Annotated in this window: 19 protein-coding genes; 9 read left to right on the top strand and 10 right to left on the bottom strand. The window is 70.6% G+C overall.

Going from position 1 to position 16,525, the window contains the following annotated elements; all coding sequences use genetic code 11:
* Positions 1–25: 25 nt before the first annotated feature.
* The gene (locus tag ACFFR3_RS25670) at positions 26–1,384 is read right to left on the bottom strand and encodes an ATP-dependent DNA ligase (RefSeq protein ID WP_345387258.1); all 1,359 of its coding nucleotides are present in this window, start codon (positions 1,382–1,384) and stop codon (positions 26–28) included.
* Positions 1,377–2,102: a pyrimidine reductase family protein gene (locus ACFFR3_RS25665; protein ID WP_345387256.1), complete on the bottom strand. Its 726-nt coding sequence runs from the start codon at positions 2,100–2,102 to the stop codon at positions 1,377–1,379. The genes ACFFR3_RS25670 and ACFFR3_RS25665 overlap by 8 nt, the downstream gene beginning before the upstream one ends.
* Before the next feature lie 136 nt (positions 2,103–2,238).
* Between ACFFR3_RS25665 and ACFFR3_RS25660 the strand changes: the two genes are divergently transcribed.
* Positions 2,239–2,634, top strand: a complete 396-nt coding sequence (locus ACFFR3_RS25660) for a hypothetical protein (RefSeq protein ID WP_345387254.1) — start codon at positions 2,239–2,241, stop codon at positions 2,632–2,634.
* 54 nt (positions 2,635–2,688) lie between these two features.
* On the opposite strand, the gene glgX is transcribed toward ACFFR3_RS25660, so the two are convergent.
* Together glgX and ACFFR3_RS25650 are read right to left on the bottom strand one after the other, a co-directional pair.
* Positions 2,689–4,821 carry a glycogen debranching protein GlgX gene (gene glgX / locus ACFFR3_RS25655; protein WP_364363860.1) on the bottom strand — a complete coding sequence of 711 codons (2,133 nt, stop codon included), beginning with the start codon at positions 4,819–4,821 and terminating at the stop codon, positions 2,689–2,691.
* 77 nt (positions 4,822–4,898) lie between these two features.
* Positions 4,899–5,324, bottom strand: coding sequence for an OsmC family protein (locus ACFFR3_RS25650; RefSeq protein ID WP_345387252.1), 426 nt, complete (start codon positions 5,322–5,324; stop codon positions 4,899–4,901).
* Between the two features lie 174 nt (positions 5,325–5,498).
* Between ACFFR3_RS25650 and ACFFR3_RS25645 the strand changes: the two genes are divergently transcribed.
* The 5 genes from ACFFR3_RS25645 to ACFFR3_RS25625 all read left to right on the top strand — a co-directional run bounded on the left by ACFFR3_RS25645 (position 5,499) and on the right by ACFFR3_RS25625 (position 8,768).
* Positions 5,499–6,056, top strand: coding sequence for a sigma-70 family RNA polymerase sigma factor (locus tag ACFFR3_RS25645; RefSeq protein ID WP_345387250.1), 558 nt, complete (start codon positions 5,499–5,501; stop codon positions 6,054–6,056).
* Complete coding sequence (locus tag ACFFR3_RS25640) at positions 6,056–6,211, top strand: hypothetical protein (RefSeq protein WP_345387248.1); 156 nt, start codon at positions 6,056–6,058, stop codon at positions 6,209–6,211. Before ACFFR3_RS25645 ends, ACFFR3_RS25640 begins: the two co-directional genes overlap by 1 nt.
* Positions 6,211–7,101, top strand: a complete 891-nt coding sequence (locus ACFFR3_RS25635) for a maleylpyruvate isomerase family mycothiol-dependent enzyme (protein ID WP_379483971.1) — start codon at positions 6,211–6,213, stop codon at positions 7,099–7,101. The genes ACFFR3_RS25640 and ACFFR3_RS25635 overlap by 1 nt, the downstream gene beginning before the upstream one ends.
* Before the next feature lie 359 nt (positions 7,102–7,460).
* Positions 7,461–7,997 (top strand): hypothetical protein, encoded by a 537-nt coding sequence (locus tag ACFFR3_RS25630; protein WP_379483970.1) that lies wholly within the window; start codon positions 7,461–7,463, stop codon positions 7,995–7,997.
* A 192-nt stretch (positions 7,998–8,189) separates the two neighbouring features.
* Positions 8,190–8,768, top strand: coding sequence for an HD domain-containing protein (locus tag ACFFR3_RS25625; protein ID WP_355427713.1), 579 nt, complete (start codon positions 8,190–8,192; stop codon positions 8,766–8,768).
* A gap of 114 nt (positions 8,769–8,882) precedes the next feature.
* On the opposite strand, the gene ACFFR3_RS25620 is transcribed toward ACFFR3_RS25625, so the two are convergent.
* A complete protein-coding gene (locus ACFFR3_RS25620; protein ID WP_345387244.1) occupies positions 8,883–10,223 on the bottom strand; it encodes an ankyrin repeat domain-containing protein in 1,341 nt (446 codons plus the stop codon).
* Between the two features lie 183 nt (positions 10,224–10,406).
* Here ACFFR3_RS25620 and ACFFR3_RS25615 point away from each other — a divergent pair, with 183 nt between their 5' ends.
* Entirely contained in the window at positions 10,407–11,123 is a 717-nt protein-coding gene (locus tag ACFFR3_RS25615) for a DUF1707 domain-containing protein (RefSeq protein ID WP_345387242.1), read from the top strand.
* A gap of 296 nt (positions 11,124–11,419) precedes the next feature.
* Here ACFFR3_RS25615 and ACFFR3_RS25610 read toward each other — a convergent pair whose 3' ends face one another.
* The 5 genes from ACFFR3_RS25610 to ACFFR3_RS25590 all read right to left on the bottom strand — a co-directional run bounded on the left by ACFFR3_RS25610 (position 11,420) and on the right by ACFFR3_RS25590 (position 15,251).
* Positions 11,420–12,154: a sirohydrochlorin chelatase gene (locus ACFFR3_RS25610; protein ID WP_379483969.1), complete on the bottom strand. Its 735-nt coding sequence runs from the start codon at positions 12,152–12,154 to the stop codon at positions 11,420–11,422.
* A gap of 23 nt (positions 12,155–12,177) precedes the next feature.
* The gene (locus tag ACFFR3_RS25605) at positions 12,178–12,906 is read right to left on the bottom strand and encodes a phosphoadenylyl-sulfate reductase (RefSeq protein WP_345387240.1); all 729 of its coding nucleotides are present in this window, start codon (positions 12,904–12,906) and stop codon (positions 12,178–12,180) included.
* Positions 12,907–13,111: 205 nt separating this feature from the next.
* The gene (locus ACFFR3_RS25600) at positions 13,112–14,800 is read right to left on the bottom strand and encodes a nitrite/sulfite reductase (protein ID WP_364363879.1); all 1,689 of its coding nucleotides are present in this window, start codon (positions 14,798–14,800) and stop codon (positions 13,112–13,114) included.
* Between the two features lie 109 nt (positions 14,801–14,909).
* Positions 14,910–14,993, bottom strand: coding sequence for a putative leader peptide (locus ACFFR3_RS25595; RefSeq protein WP_311132608.1), 84 nt, complete (start codon positions 14,991–14,993; stop codon positions 14,910–14,912).
* Between the two features lie 96 nt (positions 14,994–15,089).
* A complete protein-coding gene (locus ACFFR3_RS25590) occupies positions 15,090–15,251 on the bottom strand; it encodes a hypothetical protein (RefSeq protein ID WP_345387236.1) in 162 nt (53 codons plus the stop codon).
* An 18-nt stretch (positions 15,252–15,269) separates the two neighbouring features.
* Here ACFFR3_RS25590 and ACFFR3_RS25585 point away from each other — a divergent pair, with 18 nt between their 5' ends.
* Both ACFFR3_RS25585 and ACFFR3_RS25580 read left to right on the top strand, forming a co-directional pair.
* Positions 15,270–16,031, top strand: a complete 762-nt coding sequence (locus ACFFR3_RS25585; protein WP_345387234.1) for a TIGR03084 family metal-binding protein — start codon at positions 15,270–15,272, stop codon at positions 16,029–16,031.
* 52 nt (positions 16,032–16,083) lie between these two features.
* Positions 16,084–16,458, top strand: a complete 375-nt coding sequence (locus ACFFR3_RS25580; RefSeq protein WP_364363888.1) for a YccF domain-containing protein — start codon at positions 16,084–16,086, stop codon at positions 16,456–16,458.
* The last annotated feature ends 67 nt before the right edge of the window (positions 16,459–16,525 follow it).

Raw genomic sequence — 16,525 nt, 5'->3', positions numbered from 1 at the left:
AGAACGAGATATATCGGGACAATGACTATCGGGCAAGGATGTCGTCGAGGTTGTAATGCACGGGACGTTCGAGCTGCTCGTACGTGCATGACTCAGGAGTGCGGTCGGGCCGCCACCGACGGAACTGCGCGGTGTGCCGGAACCGGTCGCCTTCCATCTGGTCGTAGGCCACCTCCATCACCAGCTCAGGCCGGAGCGGGATGAACGACAGGTCCTTCTTCGCGTTCCACCGCGACACCGCGCCGGGCACCCGCTGCCCGCCCCTGGACGGCCCGGCCGCCGGCTGGCCGACGTTGGCCGCCGCCTGCTCGGCCCAGTGACCCCACGGGTGCTCGCTCAGCTCGGCGAGGTACGGCTTGATCTCCTCGACCAGCTCGGCCCTTCGCTTCATCGGGAACGACGCCGCCACCCCCACGTGGTGCAGCCGCCCGTCGTCGCCGTAGAGGCCGAGCAGCAGCGACCCGACGATCGGCCCCGACTTGTGCTCGCGGTAGCCGCACACCACGACGTCGGCCGTACGCTCGTGCTTGACCTTGAACATCGTGCGCTTGTCGGGCACGTAAGGCTGGTCGCCCGGCTTGACGATGATGCCGTCGAGCCCGGCGCCCTCGAACATCTCGAACCACTCGCCCGCCTGCCCCTGGTCAGTGGTGACCGGGGTGAGCCTGATGGAGCCGCCCTTCTCGGGGAACAGCGTCTCGAGCCGCGCCCGCCGCTGCGCGAACGGCACCTCCATGAGCGACTCGTCGCCCAGCGCCAGCAGGTCGAACGCGACGAACTGGGCAGGCGTGCGCTCGGACAGCATCGTCACCCGCGACTTGGCCGGATGGATGCGCTGCTGGAGCGCGTCGAAGTCGAGCTGGCTGCCCATGGGCAGCACGATCTCGCCGTCGATGACGACCTTGTCGGGCAGCTCGGCCCGCGCCGCCTCGACCAGCTCGGGGAAGTAGCGCGTGAACGGCCGCTCGTTGCGGCTGCCCAGGTAGACCTCGTCACCGTCGCGGAAGATGATGCACCGGAAACCGTCCCATTTCGGCTCGTAGAACAGCGTGCCGTCCTGCTTCGGCATGGCCTTGACCGGCTTGGCCAGCATCGGCGGAACGGGCGGCCGCACCGGCAGATTGGGCACCGGCTGCGGCTCCTCCTCGGCCACCGGCTCCGCGCCGGGCTCCGCGCCGGGCTCCGCGGCGGGCACCCCGCCGGGCTCCGCGGCCGGATCAGTCGCCGGCGAAGTGGCCGCCGAAGCGGTCGGCTCCGTGGTCGGCCCGGTGGTCGGCCCGGTGGTCGGCCCGGTGGTCGGCCCGGTGGTCGGCCCGGTGGTCGGCCCGGTGGTCGGCCCGGTGGTCGGCCCGGTGGTCGGCCCCGTGGTCGGGTCGTCAGTCATCGCTCTGCTCCCTCGTGTACTTGCAGAAGAGCACCCCGTCCTCCTCCAGCACGTGGCCGAGCCGCAGCCCGACCTGCGCGGGCGTGCCGTTCTGGATGCGGGCGGCACCGCCCCCGACCAGCAGCGGGCTGATCGTCAGGCACAGCTCGTCGACCTGCCCGCACGCCGAGAGCTGGGCGTTGATGCGCGGCCCGCCCTCGCACAGCACCCGGGTCAGCCCCCGCTCGCGCAGCGCGGCCACGGCGAGGGGCATGTCGACGCCGTCGTCACCGGCCACCACGAGGTCGGCGTATTTGGCCGCCAGCCTGCGCCGCTCCTGGGGCGCGGACTCGCAGGTGATGACGATGGTCCTGCTCGGCGCATCGGTGAACAGCTCGCCGTCGAGGTCGAGCGACAGGCTGCGGGTGACGACCGCGATGGGCGGCACCTCGGGCCTGCCCTCGCGGATCTCGGCCCATGAGTCGCGCGGCGGGACCGGGCCGTAGCCCTCTTTGCGCACGGTGGCGGCGCCCGCGAGGATCACGTCGGCCAGCCCGCGCAGCGTCTGGAAGACCCGCCGGTCACCCTTGCTGGACAGCGGCCCCGAGCGCCCGTTGAGCCAGGCGGCGCCGTCGACGCTGGCGACCATGTTGAGCCGCAGCCATGGCCGGTCTTCGGGGTAGGCGTACGCCTGAACGATGTCCGGGTTGTCCTGAATGTCGGGATAGATGCGCCGCACTCCTCTACCTTGGCACAGCGCACCGACAATCGGTCCCGCCCCGGTTTTGGGACGGATAGTACTTTCGCGTAACGGCGGACTTCTTACCGTTTCTTTGCTTAACGTGACGATAGGGATAACAGGGAGAGGGGCCGCCGTGAGCCTGGCCACCGCCGTGGCGTGGACGATCGCCGCAGCCGCCGGCGTCTATCTGCTGTCGTTCTGGCTCACCGGCGCCAAGCGCCCGACCAAGATCACCCGGTTCCCCGCCGCGCTCGTCGTCTCGCACCCGGCCCTGGCCGTGACGGCGCTGATCTGCTGGGCGGGCGGGCTGATCACCGGCAACCGGGTGCTGGTCTGGGCCGCGTTCGCCGGCCTCGCCGCCGCCACGCTGCTCGGCTTCGTGATGTTCACCCGCTGGCTCGGCACCGGCCGCCACACCACCACCGCCGCGCGCGGCTTCCCCGCGCTCGCCGTCACCCTGCACGGCCTGGCCGGCGTCACCGCGTTCACGCTCGTCCTCCTGAGCGCGAGCGCCGCCCGGCTCTTCTGACGCGGCTCAGGGCTGACGCGGCTCAGGGCTGACGGGGCTCAGGGGTGACGCGGCTCAGGGCGTTCTGACGTCCTGGCGGGGCAGGCGCAGCACCTGCAGCGAGCGGGCGGTGACCGCGACGAGATCGCCGGCCGACCAGCGCTCGTCGGCGTACGCGTCCTCGATCGTGTCGTGGTTGGTGTCGAGCACCGGCAGCCAGCCGCTGCCGAACTCCTCGCCGGGCAGCGTGAACGACATGTTCTCGTGGTGGGCGTTGATGAGCAGCAGGAACGAGTCGTCCACGATGCGCTCGCCCCTGGGGCCGGGCTCGGTGATGGCGTCGCCGTTCAGATAGACCATGAGCGACTTGGCGTAGCTGATGTGCCAGTCGCCGGCCGTCATCTCGCGCCCGCCCGGCGTCAGCCACACGAGGTCGCGCCGGCCGTCGTCGGGGTGGCGGCCGTGGAAGAAGCGGCGCCGCTGGAAGACGGGGTGCTCGCGGCGCAGCTTCGACAGTGCGCGCACGAACTCCAGCAGGTCGGACTCGGTGTGGACGGTGGACCAGTCGATCCAGGCCAGCTCGTTGTCCTGGCAGTAGGCGTTGTTGTTGCCCCGCTGGGTGCGCCCGATCTCGTCGCCGTGGGACAGCATCGGCACGCCCTGGGACAGGAACAGGGTGGCGAGGAAGTTGCGGCGCTGGCGGCGGCGCAGGGTCACGATGTGGGGGTCCTCGACCGGGCCCTCGGCGCCGCAGTTCCAGGAGCGGTTGTCGTTGGTGCCGTCGCGGTTGTCCTCGCCGTTGGCCTCGTTGTGCTTGTGGTCGTAGGAGACGAGGTCGGCGAGGGTGAAGCCGTCGTGGCAGGTGACGAAGTTGATGGAGGCGACGGGACGGCGGCCGGACGACTCGTAGAGGTCGGCGGAGCCGGTCAGCCGGGACGCGAACTCAGGAAGGGCTGAATGGGTGCCCCTCCAGAAATCTCGTACGATATCGCGGTATTTCCCGTTCCATTCCGTCCACAAAGGCGGGAAATTTCCGACCTGATACCCGCCCGGCCCCACATCCCACGGCTCCGCGATCAGCTTGACCTGAGAGATCACCGGATCCTGCTGGATGAGGTCGAAGAACGCGCTCAGCCGGTCGACGTCGTGCAGCTCCCTGGCCAGCGCCGAGGCCAGGTCGAAGCGGAACCCGTCGACGTGCATCTCGAGCACCCAGTAGCGCAGGGAGTCCATGATGAGCTGCAGGGCGTGCGGCGAGCGCACGTTGAGCGAGTTGCCGCAGCCGGTGTAGTCGAGGTAATAGCGCCGGTCGCCGTCGTGCAGGCGGTAGTAGGCGGCGTTGTCGATGCCCCTGAACCCGAGCGTCGGCCCCATGTGGTCGCCCTCGGCGGTGTGGTTGTAGACCACGTCGAGGATGACCTCGATGCCCGCCTCGTGCAGCGCCCGCACCATGGCCTTGAACTCCAGCACCTGCTGCCCCCGCGTGCCCGCGCTGGAGTAGCCGCCGTGCGGGGCGAGGTAGGCCATGGTGTTGTAGCCCCAGTAGTTGGTCAGCCCGCGGGCGACCAGGAAGTGCTCGGGGACGTAGTGGTGCACCGGCATCAGCTCGACCGCCGTCACCCCGAGCGACAGCAGATGCTCGATGATCGCCGGATGCCCGACCCCCGCGTACGTGCCCCGCAGGTCGGGCGGCACGTCGGGGTGGCGCATCGTGAGCCCGCGCACGTGGGCCTCGTAGATCACGGTCTCGTGGTACGGGATGCGCGGCGGCCGGTCGTTGCCCCACTCGAAGAACGGGTTGATCACCACGTTCTTCGGCATGTAGGGGGCGCTGTCCTCGGTGTTGCGCCGGCTCGGGTCGGTGAAGTAGTAGGGGAACAGCGCCTGGTTCCAGGTCAGCTCGCCGTCGATGGCCTTGGCGTAGGGGTCGAGCAGCAGCTTGGCCGGGTTGCACCGGTGGCCCCGCGGCGGGTCGTAGGGCCCGTGCACGCGATAGCCGTAGCGTTGCCCCGGCTGGATGCCCGGAAGATAGCCATGCCAGACGAAGCCGTCGACCTCGGGCAGATCGACGCGCTCCTCGGAGCCGTCATCGTGGAAAAGGCACAGCTCGACCCGCTCGGCGACCTCGGAGAACACCGCAAAGCTGGTGCCAACGCCGTCCCAGGTGCCGCCGAGTGGATAGGGCTCGCCCGGCCAGACCTCGCGCATGTGACCCGATTGTCGCACGCGAAAGCGGTCTTGGTCGCGCAATGCTCCGATCGCCGTTCGGTAAGGGCGTTCGCTCGTCAGAGCAGCTCGGCCTTGAGCGTGATCGTCGTGCCCGCGAGCGCCTTGCTGACCGGGCAGCCGGCCTTGGCGGCCTCGGCCGCCTGCTGGAACTGCTCGGCGCTGATGCCGGGCACGCGGCCCTGGACGGTCAGCACGATGCCGGTGATGCCCTCGCCCGGCTGGAACGTCACGTCGGCGCTGGTGGTCAGCGACTCGGGCGGGGTGCCGGCGCCGGCCAGGCCGTGGGAGAGCGCCATGGAGAAGCAGGAGGAGTGGGCGGCGGCGATGAGCTCCTCGGGGGAGGTCTTGCCGTTGGCGGACTCGGCCCTGGACGGCCAGGAGACCTCGAACGTGCCGACGCCCGAGGTGTCGAGAGAGACGGTGCCCGAGCCGTCGAGCAGGGCGCCTTTCCACTGGGTCGTCGCGGTGCGGGTGGTGGCCATGGGTGGTCCCTCCGTGTTCCCTCCGTGTGTGCTTCGTCGCTTTCTGAAGACGACACTATCGCGGGGCGAAAGAGTCTCGCGGTGCGGGTCATCCCGCTCTACATTTGCCGCGAATAATGTCATGCTCGGGTCGCGGCGCCTGTGCCGCCTTGGTCCGGATTACACGGGAGTGTGGTGCCAGTGGAGGCACCGTACGACGACCGCCTGCTGCACCAGCGGGTGGTCGGCGGCGATGAGTCCGCGCTGGGGGAGGTCTACGATCGGCTCTCCTCGCTGATCTTCGGTCTCTCCCTGCGGGTCACCAGGGACCGGGTGATCGCCGAGGACATCACGCAGGAGGTGTTCCTGGTCTTCTGGGAGCGGCCGCTGGCCTACGACCCCGACCGGGGCACGCTGCGCGCCTGGCTGGCCACCATCGCCCACCGCAGGGCGGTGGACCACGTGCGCGCAGAGGAGCGCAGGCGGGTGTCGGTGCTCGGGCCACGGCTGTTCGAACGGGAGCCGGCCCGCCTGGAGGACACCGTGCTGGCCGCCGCCGAGGCCGACCGGGTGCGCAGGGCGGTGACGTCCCTGCCCGAGGCGTTACGCCAGGCCGTCGAGCTGGCGTACTTCGGCGGGCGCACCTACCGGCAGGTCGGCGAGGAGCTCGGCGTCCCCGAGGGCACCGCCAAGTCCCGCATCCGCCAGGCGTTACGCCGCCTGGCGGACGCGCTGGCCGAGGAGGAAGTCTGATGAGCGCCGGGTCCCCGCACGGGTCGGGCGCGAGCGGAGAAGACCTGATGAACGTCCGGTCGCGGCACAGATCGGGCGGACATGGAGCAAGCGTGCCGGAACCAGGGCCGCCGCACACGGGCCTGGCCGCCGCGTACGCGCAGGAAGAGGTGTGATGGACCCCGTCGAGCGTCTCTATCTGGACGCGATGATGGAGGACCCGGCGGTGCCGGCCCACTCGTTGCGGCCCCAGCTCCTGGCCGGGGCCCGCGCGCGGCGCCGCCCCGCGGCCCCCACCGCCGGCTGGGCGCAGCCGTACGCGGCCCGCGTGGCCGCCATGGACGCCCTGCTGGCCTCCGCCGTGGACGACGACTGGTCGCGCGTCATCGTCGAGGGCTGGACGCTGCAGGAGCTCGTGGCCCACCTGGCGGCCAAGGACGGCCTGGTGGCGGCCTCCGTGGGCGCTCCCGTGCTGGGCCCGCCGATCGAGGCGGCCGACTCGCTGGGGCGTACGCACGACGTCCAGGCGTACGAGCGGGCCCGCAGCCCCGAGCAGACGCGGCGGGACTGGCGGGCGCAGGCCGACGCGCTCTGCCGGCACCTGGCCGAGCTGCCGCCCGCCACCCCCGCCACGCTCGACGGCATGGAGATCGCGGTCAGGGACCACATCCTGGCCAGGGGCCTGGAGACGTGGATCCACACGGCCGACGCAGCGCGGACGGCGCGGGTGCGCCTGCCCGACCCCCTCCCCGAGCACATCCATCCGACGGCCGACCTGTGCGCGCGCCTGCTGCCGTGGACGATGCTGCTGTCGGGGCTGGACGGCTCCGGCCGCACGCTGCTGCTGACGCTGACGGGTCCCGGCGGCGGCGAGTGGCGGGTCGCACTGGGCGTCGAGGACGCCGGGCCGGGGGAGCCTGACGCGCACATCACGGCGGACGTCGTGGCCTTCTGCTTCCTGCTGGGCGGCCGGGGCGACCCCGCCGACTTCCCCGCCGACCTGGAGGGCGACCTGTCCTTGGCCAGGGACGTGCTCACCACCGCCCCCGCTCTTTCCGGCCCTTAACCCGCGAAATCGGACTAATTCCGCACTTCTCACTTATCCGGTAGAGGAAAAGGCGCGGAGCGTGCGTCTTTTACCGTACGGGCGCCCGGGAAGTGCGCAGCGGTCTCCCAAAATTCTGGTACAACGACCCCTTCGCCGGAACCTTAAGGATTTGACGGGTTGTTTGGATCAGTACGGGTAAACGGGATTCTGTGCGCGGGTACGTCTGCCCTTGTCCGAGTACTCCGAGAAATGGGGGCTCGGATTTCGGGTCGTTCTACCCAGGGCGGTAATAGATGCACGTTCATTTCGATAAGCCACATAGGCCAGCGGTGCGCCGGCGTATCGCTGGCCTTGCGCTCGCCGCCACCGCGGCCGGCGTGGTGCTCCTTCCCGTCGGCCAGGGGATCGCCGGCGCGAGCGCAGGCGCGCCCGCCGTCCCCGCCGCCGTCGCCTACACCTCCGGCGAGAAGCCGGTGCTGGGATGCGGTCACCGCCGCTGCGGCCCGTACTGGTGGGGCCGCCGCTGGTGGGGCGGGCACCACCATCACCACCACCACGACTTCCACGACGAGCACCACTTCCGTGGCCACCGCCACCACGACGACAGGCGCCACGAGCCCATTCGCGAGCTGCCCGAGCAGGAGGAGCCGGAGGTCGAGGAGCCGGAAGAGCCGGAAGAGCCCGAGCAGCCCGAGCAGCCCGAGCAGCCGCCCAACCAGCCGCCGAACCGGCCACCGCACAAGCACCAGAAGCCGCACAAGCCATATAAGCCGTACAAGCCGGTCAAGGAGCGGCCCATCAAGTTCAAGCCGCGCTACGACGACCGCGGCGGCGAGTGGGCGCCGTGGGACAGCTGGCGCAACGGCCTGAAGAGCGACTACGGCAACGACTGGCGCGCCTCCGACTGGGACTGACGGCGCACCGGCCACCGGACCGGCCATCGGACCGACCAACGGGCCGATCACCGGGCTGATCGCCGGGGCCGACGCAGGAACCGGGGAGCGGCGACGTAGGCTTGCCAATCCTCGACCAGGTCGCCGGGGGACGCCGTGACCGCTGGTCACGGCGTCCCCCGGACGGCAGCACGAGACGAGAGGGGGTCTCCCATGACGGGTGACGACACGACCGGTCTGGCCGACCTGATGTACGAGTTCGGGCTGCTCAAACGCTACAAGCGGACCGGCTGGCTGGTCGCGGGCGTACGCGATCCCGAGAGCATCGCCGAGCACTCGTTCCGCGCGGCCGTGCTCGCCGCCGTGATCGCCAGGCTCGAAGGGGCGAACCCCGAGCGGGCCGCCTTCATGAGCCTCTTCCACGACACGCAGGAAACCCGCATCACCGACATCCCGTACGTCGGCAAGCTCTACCTCAAGCCGGCCCCCAACGAGGAGGTCACCGCCGACCAGGTGCGCCACGTGCCCGCCGAGGTGGCCGGCATGCTGCGCGACGCCGTGGGCGAGTACGAGGAGAAGGCCAGCCTCGAAGCCGTCTGCGCGCGCGACGCCGACAAGCTGGAGTGCCTCATCCAGGCCGTGGAGTACCGCGAGCAGGGACACCAGAACGTGCAGGGGTGGATCGACAGCTCGCTCGCGGCCATCACCACGACGACGGGCAAGCGCCTGGCGGAGGAGGCGCTGAGCACGGGCACCCTGGACTGGGTGACCCGCGTGCTCAACGGCGGCTGACAGATCCGGCCGCATCTCCTGCATGGACAGCGGCCGACCACCCGGGGCGACACCCCAGGTGCGGTTCCCGCCCGGCCCAGGGGCCCGGGCGGGGCTGTGAGGGCCTGTGCGGGCTCAGGCGGGCTTGGAGACGAGATCCCTGGCGTACTCGTCGTCGCTCTCCGCCAGCACCCGCTGAGCGCCCTGGGCGGCCCGCTCGTCGCCGCGCACCGCCAGCCCACGCGTGGCCTCGGCCACCGTACGCAGGTCGGCGTCGGTCAGCCGGGCCGCCAGCGCCTCCCTGATCTGCGGCGTGTCGGCCGACAGCCCCGCGAGCCCGGCGGTCGCCCAGTCGCGGATCTCGGAGTCGTCGTCCTCGCTCATCGAGATGAGCAGCGCCAGCCCTTCCTCGTGGTCGGGCGGCAGCACGTCGGCCAGCGCGATGGGGTCGGTGATCGTGCGCTTGTGATCGGGACGCCCGATGACGTCCAGCACGTACGGCAGCGCCCGCGGGTCGCCCTGGTGGCCGAGCGCGGCCAGCACCGAGCGCAGCACCTGCGGGTTGCCCTCGGTCGTGACCATCTTCTCCAGCAGCGGCAGCGTCCTTTCGAGGTACGGCTTGTCGCCGTCGGAGAACCCGAACTGCGCGATGGCGTCCACGCCGAACTCGCGCTCCCTGGCGTCCTCGCTCACGCACAGCCTGGCCAGCGCCTCGTAGGTGTCGTCGTCGGCCCGCTTGCCCAGCGTGTCGGCCACGATCCACCAGGTCTCGGCGTCCTCGTCGACGTCGCGGTGCGCCAGCGCCCGCGCCACCAGCTGATCCACCGGCGTCTCGACGCCCGCCGCGTCCTCCAGCAGGGTCGCGATGGCCGCGTGGCCGCGCTGGGCCTGCACCTGCTCGCTCTCGGCGCCGTCGGCCGAGCGGCCCGCCACGGTGACCAGCTCGGTGCCGTCCTTGGCGTACTGGCGGGCGACGACGTATTCCCAGCCCTCCTGCTCCACCTGGTCGAGCAGCGCGCTCTCCAGGTGCACGCCGACCCAGTCGAGGGCGATCTCCAGCGGCGTGTCGCCGTCGCCGTCGTACTTCCGGTGGTCGGCGCCCGCCTCCAGCAGCACCTGCACGACGCCCAGCGCGCCGCGCCTGGCGGCCAGGGTGAGTGGGGTGTCGCCGTCGTCGTTGGTGACGTCGACCTCGGCGCCTGCCTCGATCAGCATCCTGGCGACGTTGGCGTGGCCGTTGGCGGCGGCCCAGAGCAGCGCCGTCCAGCCGCCCGCCTCCCTGGCGCCGACCTCGGCGCCGGCCGCCAGCAGCGCGCCGGCCACCTCGGTGCGGTCCCAGGCGGCGGCCGCGCACAGCGGCAGGCCCGCGTCCTCGCCCTCGCTGGGCCTGTTGGGATCGGCGCCACTGGCGAGCAGCTTGCCGACGGTCTCGGTCTCGCCGTTCAACGCCGCGCGGTAGAGCTGTTCCTCATGCATGACAGGGACCCTAGCCTGGTCCGGCCGCGCCCCGGACCAGACCGGGGTCCGTGTCATCGCGTGATACGTGCCCCACCCATGGACCGGTTCACTTCTCATCCGAAATGTGCATGTTTTGGGGTATCAAGGTATTCCTCCGCAGGGAGGAGGAGCATCGGGGGCAAGACGCGATATGTTGCGAGTATGACTGATCCCGGTGAGCTCCGTGCGTCCGATGCCGAGCGCGAGGCCGTCGTCGAGCAGCTGCGCGTCGCCTCGGTCGAGGGGCGTCTCACCCTCGCCGAGCTGACCGACCGTACCGAAGCGGCCTATACGGCCACCACGCACGCCGAGCTGGCCCTGCTCACCCAGGATCTGCCGTCGGGCACCGCCGCGCCCGCGCCCGCTCCCGTGCAGCCCCAAGGCAGGAAGCGGCGCTGGTTCGTGGCCGTCATGGGCGACTCCAAGCGGCATGGCACCTGGCGCATCGACCAGGAGCTCGGCGCTGTCGCGGTGATGGGCGACGTCGTGCTCGACCTGCGCGAGGCCGAGGTGCGCACCGACAAGGTCGAGATCATGGCCGTCGCGGTGATGGGCGACGTGAAGATCATCGTCCCCGACGGCGTGAGCGTGGACCTCGACGGCATGGCCATCATGGGCGACAAGAAGGTCAAGGTCGACCAGGCGTTGTCCGGGGCGAACGCCCCCGTGGTGCGCGTGCAGGCGTACGCCGTGATGGGCGACGTCAAGGTGGTCGGCGACTCGCAGGCCAAGCCGCTCAAGCGTGGCTTCTCGGCCTGGCGCGAGCACTGGCGCCAGCTCCACGGCGAGGACTGGCGCGAGCTGAGCCGCCAGGTCCGCGCCGAGGGCCGCGAACTCCGCCGCCAACTCCGCAACGACAACCGCCACCCCGGCTACTGACCCCTGCCCTGTCCCTTTCCGGCGGCAGCTGGCCGACGTCCTTTGGAGGAGGGGGCGACCTTGGCCGCTGCCCCCAGCCGTCCGTGGGGGCTGACGTCCTTTGGGAGGGGTGGCCTCGGCCACTGCCCCCACCTGTGTCAGGTTCCGGTGGTAGGTGGCTGGTGTCCTTTGAGGGAGGGGTGGCCCCCGTCCCGGCTACCTCCCCGTCGTAGGGGGTTGGCGTCCTTTGGAGGGGGTTGCCTCGGTAACTGACTCCCGCCCGAGGGAGGGGGTGGCCTCGGCTGCTGAACCTGTCGTCAGACGGCCAGGGCGGTTGGTTGGGTTAGGGCGGTTTTGTAGCGTTCGAGGAGGATGTCGACCAGTTCCGGGGCTGGGCCCAGGACGTCGGCCACCGCGTCGGCGCCGGCCCTCAGGGTTTCGTGGCGGACCTTGTCGGCGAAGAAGCCGGGGGCCAGCAGGTACGGGGCCACGACCACGCGCGGGGCGCCGGCCCGTCTGAGGGCGGTCACCGCCTGCGCCGGAGTGGGGCGCGCCGCGGAGGCGTATGCGGGTGTCACGGTCCACCAGCCGGACCGCCGCCACACCCGCGCCGTCTCCGCCACCACGCCGTTGGCCCTGGCGTCGCTGGAGCCGGCCGACACCAGCACCACCGCCGTCCCGGGGTCGCCCGCAGGCACGCCCGCCTCGCCGAGCCGCCGCTCCAGCGCGGACAGCAGCAGCGGATGCGGGCCGAGCGTGCTCCCGTAGCTGACCCGCAGCAGCGGATCGCGCGCCCGGGCCTCGTTGAGCGCCGCGGGCAGGTCCACCCGGCTGTGGTACGCCTCGGTGAGCAGCAGCGGCAGCACCACGGCCGCCCGCAGCCCGCTGAGCGCCTGCCCGAGCGAGGGCGCGCAGTGATCGAGGTACGCCACCCGCACGTCCAGCGGCACCTGGTCGAGCAACGCGGCCACGGTGGCGGCGGCGCGCGGGTCACGAGACCCGTGGGCCACCGCCACCAGTGGCACGCGGCCGGGGGCCGCCCCGCCTGCCAACGGGACGGGTCCCCCGCTGGGGATCACAGGTGAATGCCGCATTCGACCTTCCCCAGGCCCGCCCAGCGTCCGCTGCGCGGATCCTCTCCCTCCGCGACCTGCCGCGTGCACGGCGCGCAGCCGATCGAGGGGTAGTTGTCGTAGTGCAACGGGTTGATCAGCACCCCGTTGTCGGCGATGTAATTGTCGACGTCCTCCTGCGTCCAGGCGGCGATCGGGTTGACCTTCACCATCTGCCGCTTGGCGTCCCACTCCACGACCTTGGTGCCGGTCCTGCTGGGCGACTCGTCGCGGCGGATGCCGGAGATCCACGCCAGATACGGCTCGAGCGCCCGGTTGAGCGGCTCGACCTTGCGCAGGTAGCAGCACAGGTCGGGGTTGCGGCCGAACAGCCGCGGCCCGAGGTCGCGGTCCTGCTCCTCGACCGTGCGCGACGGCTTGATGTCGATCACGTTGACGTCGTAGACCTGGCGCACCGCGTCGCGGGTGCCGATGGTCTCGGCGAAGTGGTAGCCGGTGTCGATGAACAGGACGTCGACGCCGGGCTTGACCCTGCTCACCAGGTCGATGAGCAGCGCGTCGCTCATCGAAGAGGTCAGGCACAGCCGGTCGCCGAACGTCGCCGCCGCCCACCGGATGATCTCCCGCGCGGGTGCGCCTTCGAGGAACTTGGCGGCGGACTCGACGATGTCCTGCAGGTCGAGCACGCCGCGCTGATCTCTCAGCCCCACCTCGATGTCGACGAGCGTCATATCTTCACTCCGATCCCCAGGAATTTGAGCTTGAAGGCACGAGCGCAGGCGCGGCAGTACCAGCCGCCGCCCGTTCCCGCCCCGGACGCCCCGCGCTCGCCCGCGTGGGATTCCGCGTGGGATTCCGCGTGGGATTCAGTGGGCTCATAGGGCTCGAGGTCCTCGTCACCGCAGTAGGGGCAGTGGAAGGGAACCGCTCGTTCGGTCATTTCAGGTCGGCCTCGTCTGCTCGCTGGACCCAGTCGGCGAACGACTCGCCTTCCTTCTTCTGGCTGTCGTAGTTGGACACGACGCGTGTCACGTAGTCGGGCAGTGCCTTGGCGGTGGTCTTGAGCCCGCGTACCTTCCTGCCGAAGCCCGCGTTGACGCCGAGCGAGCCCCCCAGGTGGATCTGGAAGCCCTCGACCTGGTCGCCGTTCTCGTCCACGACGAGCTGGCCCTTCAGGCCGATGTCGGCGACCTGGATGCGGGCGCAGGAGTTGGGGCAGCCGTTGACGTTGATGGTCAGCGGCTGGTCGAAGTCGGGCAGGCGCCGCTCCAGCTCGTCGATCAGGTCCATCGCGGTGGCCTTGGTCTCGACGATGGCGAGCTTGCAGTATTCGATGCCGGTGCAGGCCATCGTCTGGCGGCGGAACGTGGACGGGTTGACCTGCAGGTCGTTGGCCTCCAGCTCGGCCACGACGGACTCGACCCGCTCGGGCGCGACGTCGAGGATGACCATCTTCTGCTCGACGGTGGTGCGCACCCGGTCGGAGCCGTGGCGCTCGGCGATGTCGGCGATGACCCGCAGCTTGTCGCCGTCGACCCGGCCCACCTTGGGCGCGAAGCCGACGTAGAAGTTGCCGTCCTTCTGCGGGAAGACGCCGACGTGGTCGCGCCGGCTGTCGCGCGGCTGCTCGGGCGCGGGCCCGTCGGGCAGCGCCTCTTTGAGGTATTCGGTCTCCAGGATCTCCCTGAACTTCTCCGGCCCCCAGTCGTTGACCAGGAACTTGATCCTGGCCCTGTGGCGTAGCCGCCGGTAGCCGTAGTCGCGGAAGATGCCGACGACGCCCTCGTGCACGTCGGCCGCCTTCTCGGGGCTGACGAACACGCCGAGCCGCTTGCCCAGCATCGGGTTGGTGGACAGGCCGCCGCCGACCCACAGGTCATAGCCGGCCTCGCCGCGCTCGTTGACCACGCCGACGAACGCCACGTCGTTGATCTCGTGCACGGTGCAGTGGGCCGGGCAGCCGCTGAGCGCGGTCTTGAACTTGCGCGGCAGGTTGGAGTAGGCCGGGTTGCCGACGACCCGGTCGTAGATCTCCTTGATCTGGTCGCTGGCGTCGAGCACCTCGTCGGTGTCGATGCCCGCCAGCGGACAGCCCATGATCACGCGCGGGGTGTCGCCGCACGCCTCGGTGGTGGACAGGCCGACGGCCTCCAGCCGCTCCCAGATGTCGGGCACCGACTCGATCTCCACCCAGTGCAGCTGGATGTTCTGGCGGTCGGTGATGTCGGCGGTGCCGCGGGCGTACTCGTTGGAGATGTCGGCGATCGTCCGCAGCTGGGCCAGGTCGAGCTGGCCGCCGTCGATGCGCACGCGGAGCATGAAGTAGCGGTCGTCCAGCTCCTCCGGCTCCAGGATGGCGGTCTTGCCGCCGTCGATGCCGGGCTTGCGCTGGGTGTAGAGGCCGTACCAGCGCATGCGTCCGCGCAGGTCGGCCGGGTCGATCGAGTCGAAGCCCCGCTTGGAGTAGATGTCGATGATCCGCTGCCGGACGTTGAGCCCGTCGTCGTTCTTCTTGCTCTCTTCGTTCTTGTTGAGCGGCTCACGGTAACCGAGGGCCCACTGGCCTTCGCCGCGCGGGCGTTTGTGGTGCCGGCTGGCAGGAGTGCGGCTGGCAGGGGTGCTCATTGCGCGTCCTTCTGATCATGGGCGCGCGCAACGTTCCTCCTGCCTCGTCGGCGAGGGCAGGACTGGAGAGGAGAAGTGCGACGCGCTCAGCGGAAAATACAGATGTCGGTTAGCGGGCGTCGCAACAGATGGCACTGCGGACACGCTGAAGATCGACGTGGCGTCGACCGACGAGCATGGGGTCCGCTGGCATGGTTCGAGAGTACTCTCGCTGTCCGAGATGTCCAAGACGGGGTCCAGAGTGTGGGATAGTGTCCCCTCGTCCCGCGCCCTGTCGCATCCCTCCGTCTCATCCCTGCCGCTGCCAGTTGACGGACGGCTCAGGGGCGTTCTCGCCGAGGTCCTCCGTCGCGTCCTGATCAGGGCGGGACGTGACCCGATGCTGGCAGTCGCACCAGGAGCCGCCCCGGCAGTCGCCGTGGCGCTTGTCCTTGCAGCTGTCACAGATCACGCTTGCATTATGGACCTCATGGCCGAGCTGATCGGTGACCTGCGTGCCGAGACCGACGCGCTGCGCGCGCTGCTGCCCTCGCCTGACGACGCGGACTGGGAGCGGCCCACCCCCGCGGAGGGGTGGGCGGTGCGCGACCAAGTGAGCCACCTGGCGTGGTTCGACGACGCGGCGGTGCTGGCCGTCACCGATCCCGGCGCCTTCGCCGCGCTGCCGGTGGGCGCCGGCTCGGTGGACGACCTGGCCGCCGAGTCGCGGGGCATGCCGCCCGCCGAGCTGCTGGCCTGGTTCGACGCGGCCAGGGGGCGGTCGCTCGAGGTGTTCGCGGGGCTGGGGGCGCGCGAGCGGGTGCCGTGGTTCGGGCCGCCGATGTCGGCCGCCTCGTTCGTGACCGCGCGGCTGATGGAGACGTGGGCGCACGGCCAGGACGTCGCCGACGCGCTGGGCGTCGTCAGGGAGCCGACCGACCGGCTGCGGCACGTCGCCATGCTGGGCTTCCGCGCCAGGCCGTTCAGCTTCGCCGTACGCGGCCTGCCCGTGCCCGACGAGCCCGTACGCGTGGAGCTGGCGATGCCAGGCGGCGGCATCTGGACGGCGGGCCCCGAGGACGCGCCCTCGTCCGTACGCGGGACGCTGCTCGGCTTCTGCCTGGCCGTCACCCAGCGCGCCCACCTGTCCGACACCGGCCTGGAACTGGCCGGCGAGTCGGCGCGGGCCTGGATGGAGATCGCCCAGGCGTTCGCGGGATCTCCGGGGAAGGGCCGCGCGCCCAGGGGATGAGTCAGGGTCATTCCGGATACGCGACCCGCATGATCGATGACATCCTGTGAGCATGCGCACAATCTTGAACGTCATCTGGCTGGTGTTCGCGGGCCTCTGGCTGGCGCTCGGCTATGTCGCGGCCGGGATCATCTGCTGCATCCTCATCGTCACGATCCCGTTCGGCATCGCCTCGTTCAGGATCGCCGCGTACGCGTTGTGGCCGTTCGGCAGGACGGTCGTGCGCGACCCTGACGCGGGCGCGTTCTCGACCATCGGCAACGTCATCTGGCTCATCTTCGCGGGCATCTGGCTGGCCATCGGTCACGTGGTGACGTCGATCCCGCTGTTCATCTCCATCATCGGCATCCCGCTGGGCGTCGCGAACATCAAGCTCATCCCGGTCTCCCTTCTCCCGCTGGGGGCGCGCATCGTCGACAACGACTAGGGGCCCGATCAGGGACATCGTGTATGGGGCCTAGAGCAGGGGCGGGGACGTAAGCTGTCCCACAGAG

Origin of the sequence: Nonomuraea salmonea (assembly GCF_042428605.1) — a bacterium.
Taxonomy (GTDB): Bacteria; Actinomycetota; Actinomycetes; order Streptosporangiales; family Streptosporangiaceae; genus Nonomuraea; species Nonomuraea salmonea.
Note: the sequence above shows the minus strand (reverse complement) of the source record. Positions and strands in the feature narration are given on the sequence as shown.

What these genes read in the sequence shown, in the direction of transcription:
- ACFFR3_RS25670 (WP_345387258.1), bottom strand. Translation starts at nt 1,384, where the DNA reads ATGACTGACGACCCGACCACGGGGCCGACCACCGGGCCGACCACCGGG.
- glgX (WP_364363860.1), bottom strand. Translation starts at nt 4,821, where the DNA reads ATGCGCGAGGTCTGGCCGGGCGAGCCCTATCCACTCGGCGGCACCTGG.
- ACFFR3_RS25650 (WP_345387252.1), bottom strand. Translation starts at nt 5,324, where the DNA reads ATGGCCACCACCCGCACCGCGACGACCCAGTGGAAAGGCGCCCTGCTC.
- ACFFR3_RS25640 (WP_345387248.1), top strand. Translation starts at nt 6,056, where the DNA reads ATGAGCGCCGGGTCCCCGCACGGGTCGGGCGCGAGCGGAGAAGACCTG.
- ACFFR3_RS25635 (WP_379483971.1), top strand. Translation starts at nt 6,211, where the DNA reads ATGGACCCCGTCGAGCGTCTCTATCTGGACGCGATGATGGAGGACCCG.
- ACFFR3_RS25625 (WP_355427713.1), top strand. Translation starts at nt 8,190, where the DNA reads ATGACGGGTGACGACACGACCGGTCTGGCCGACCTGATGTACGAGTTC.
- ACFFR3_RS25620 (WP_345387244.1), bottom strand. Translation starts at nt 10,223, where the DNA reads ATGCATGAGGAACAGCTCTACCGCGCGGCGTTGAACGGCGAGACCGAG.
- ACFFR3_RS25615 (WP_345387242.1), top strand. Translation starts at nt 10,407, where the DNA reads ATGACTGATCCCGGTGAGCTCCGTGCGTCCGATGCCGAGCGCGAGGCC.
- ACFFR3_RS25605 (WP_345387240.1), bottom strand. Translation starts at nt 12,906, where the DNA reads ATGACGCTCGTCGACATCGAGGTGGGGCTGAGAGATCAGCGCGGCGTG.
- ACFFR3_RS25600 (WP_364363879.1), bottom strand. Translation starts at nt 14,800, where the DNA reads ATGAGCACCCCTGCCAGCCGCACTCCTGCCAGCCGGCACCACAAACGC.
- ACFFR3_RS25595 (WP_311132608.1), bottom strand. Translation starts at nt 14,993, where the DNA reads ATGCCAGCGGACCCCATGCTCGTCGGTCGACGCCACGTCGATCTTCAG.
- ACFFR3_RS25585 (WP_345387234.1), top strand. Translation starts at nt 15,270, where the DNA reads ATGGCCGAGCTGATCGGTGACCTGCGTGCCGAGACCGACGCGCTGCGC.
- ACFFR3_RS25580 (WP_364363888.1), top strand. Translation starts at nt 16,084, where the DNA reads ATGCGCACAATCTTGAACGTCATCTGGCTGGTGTTCGCGGGCCTCTGG.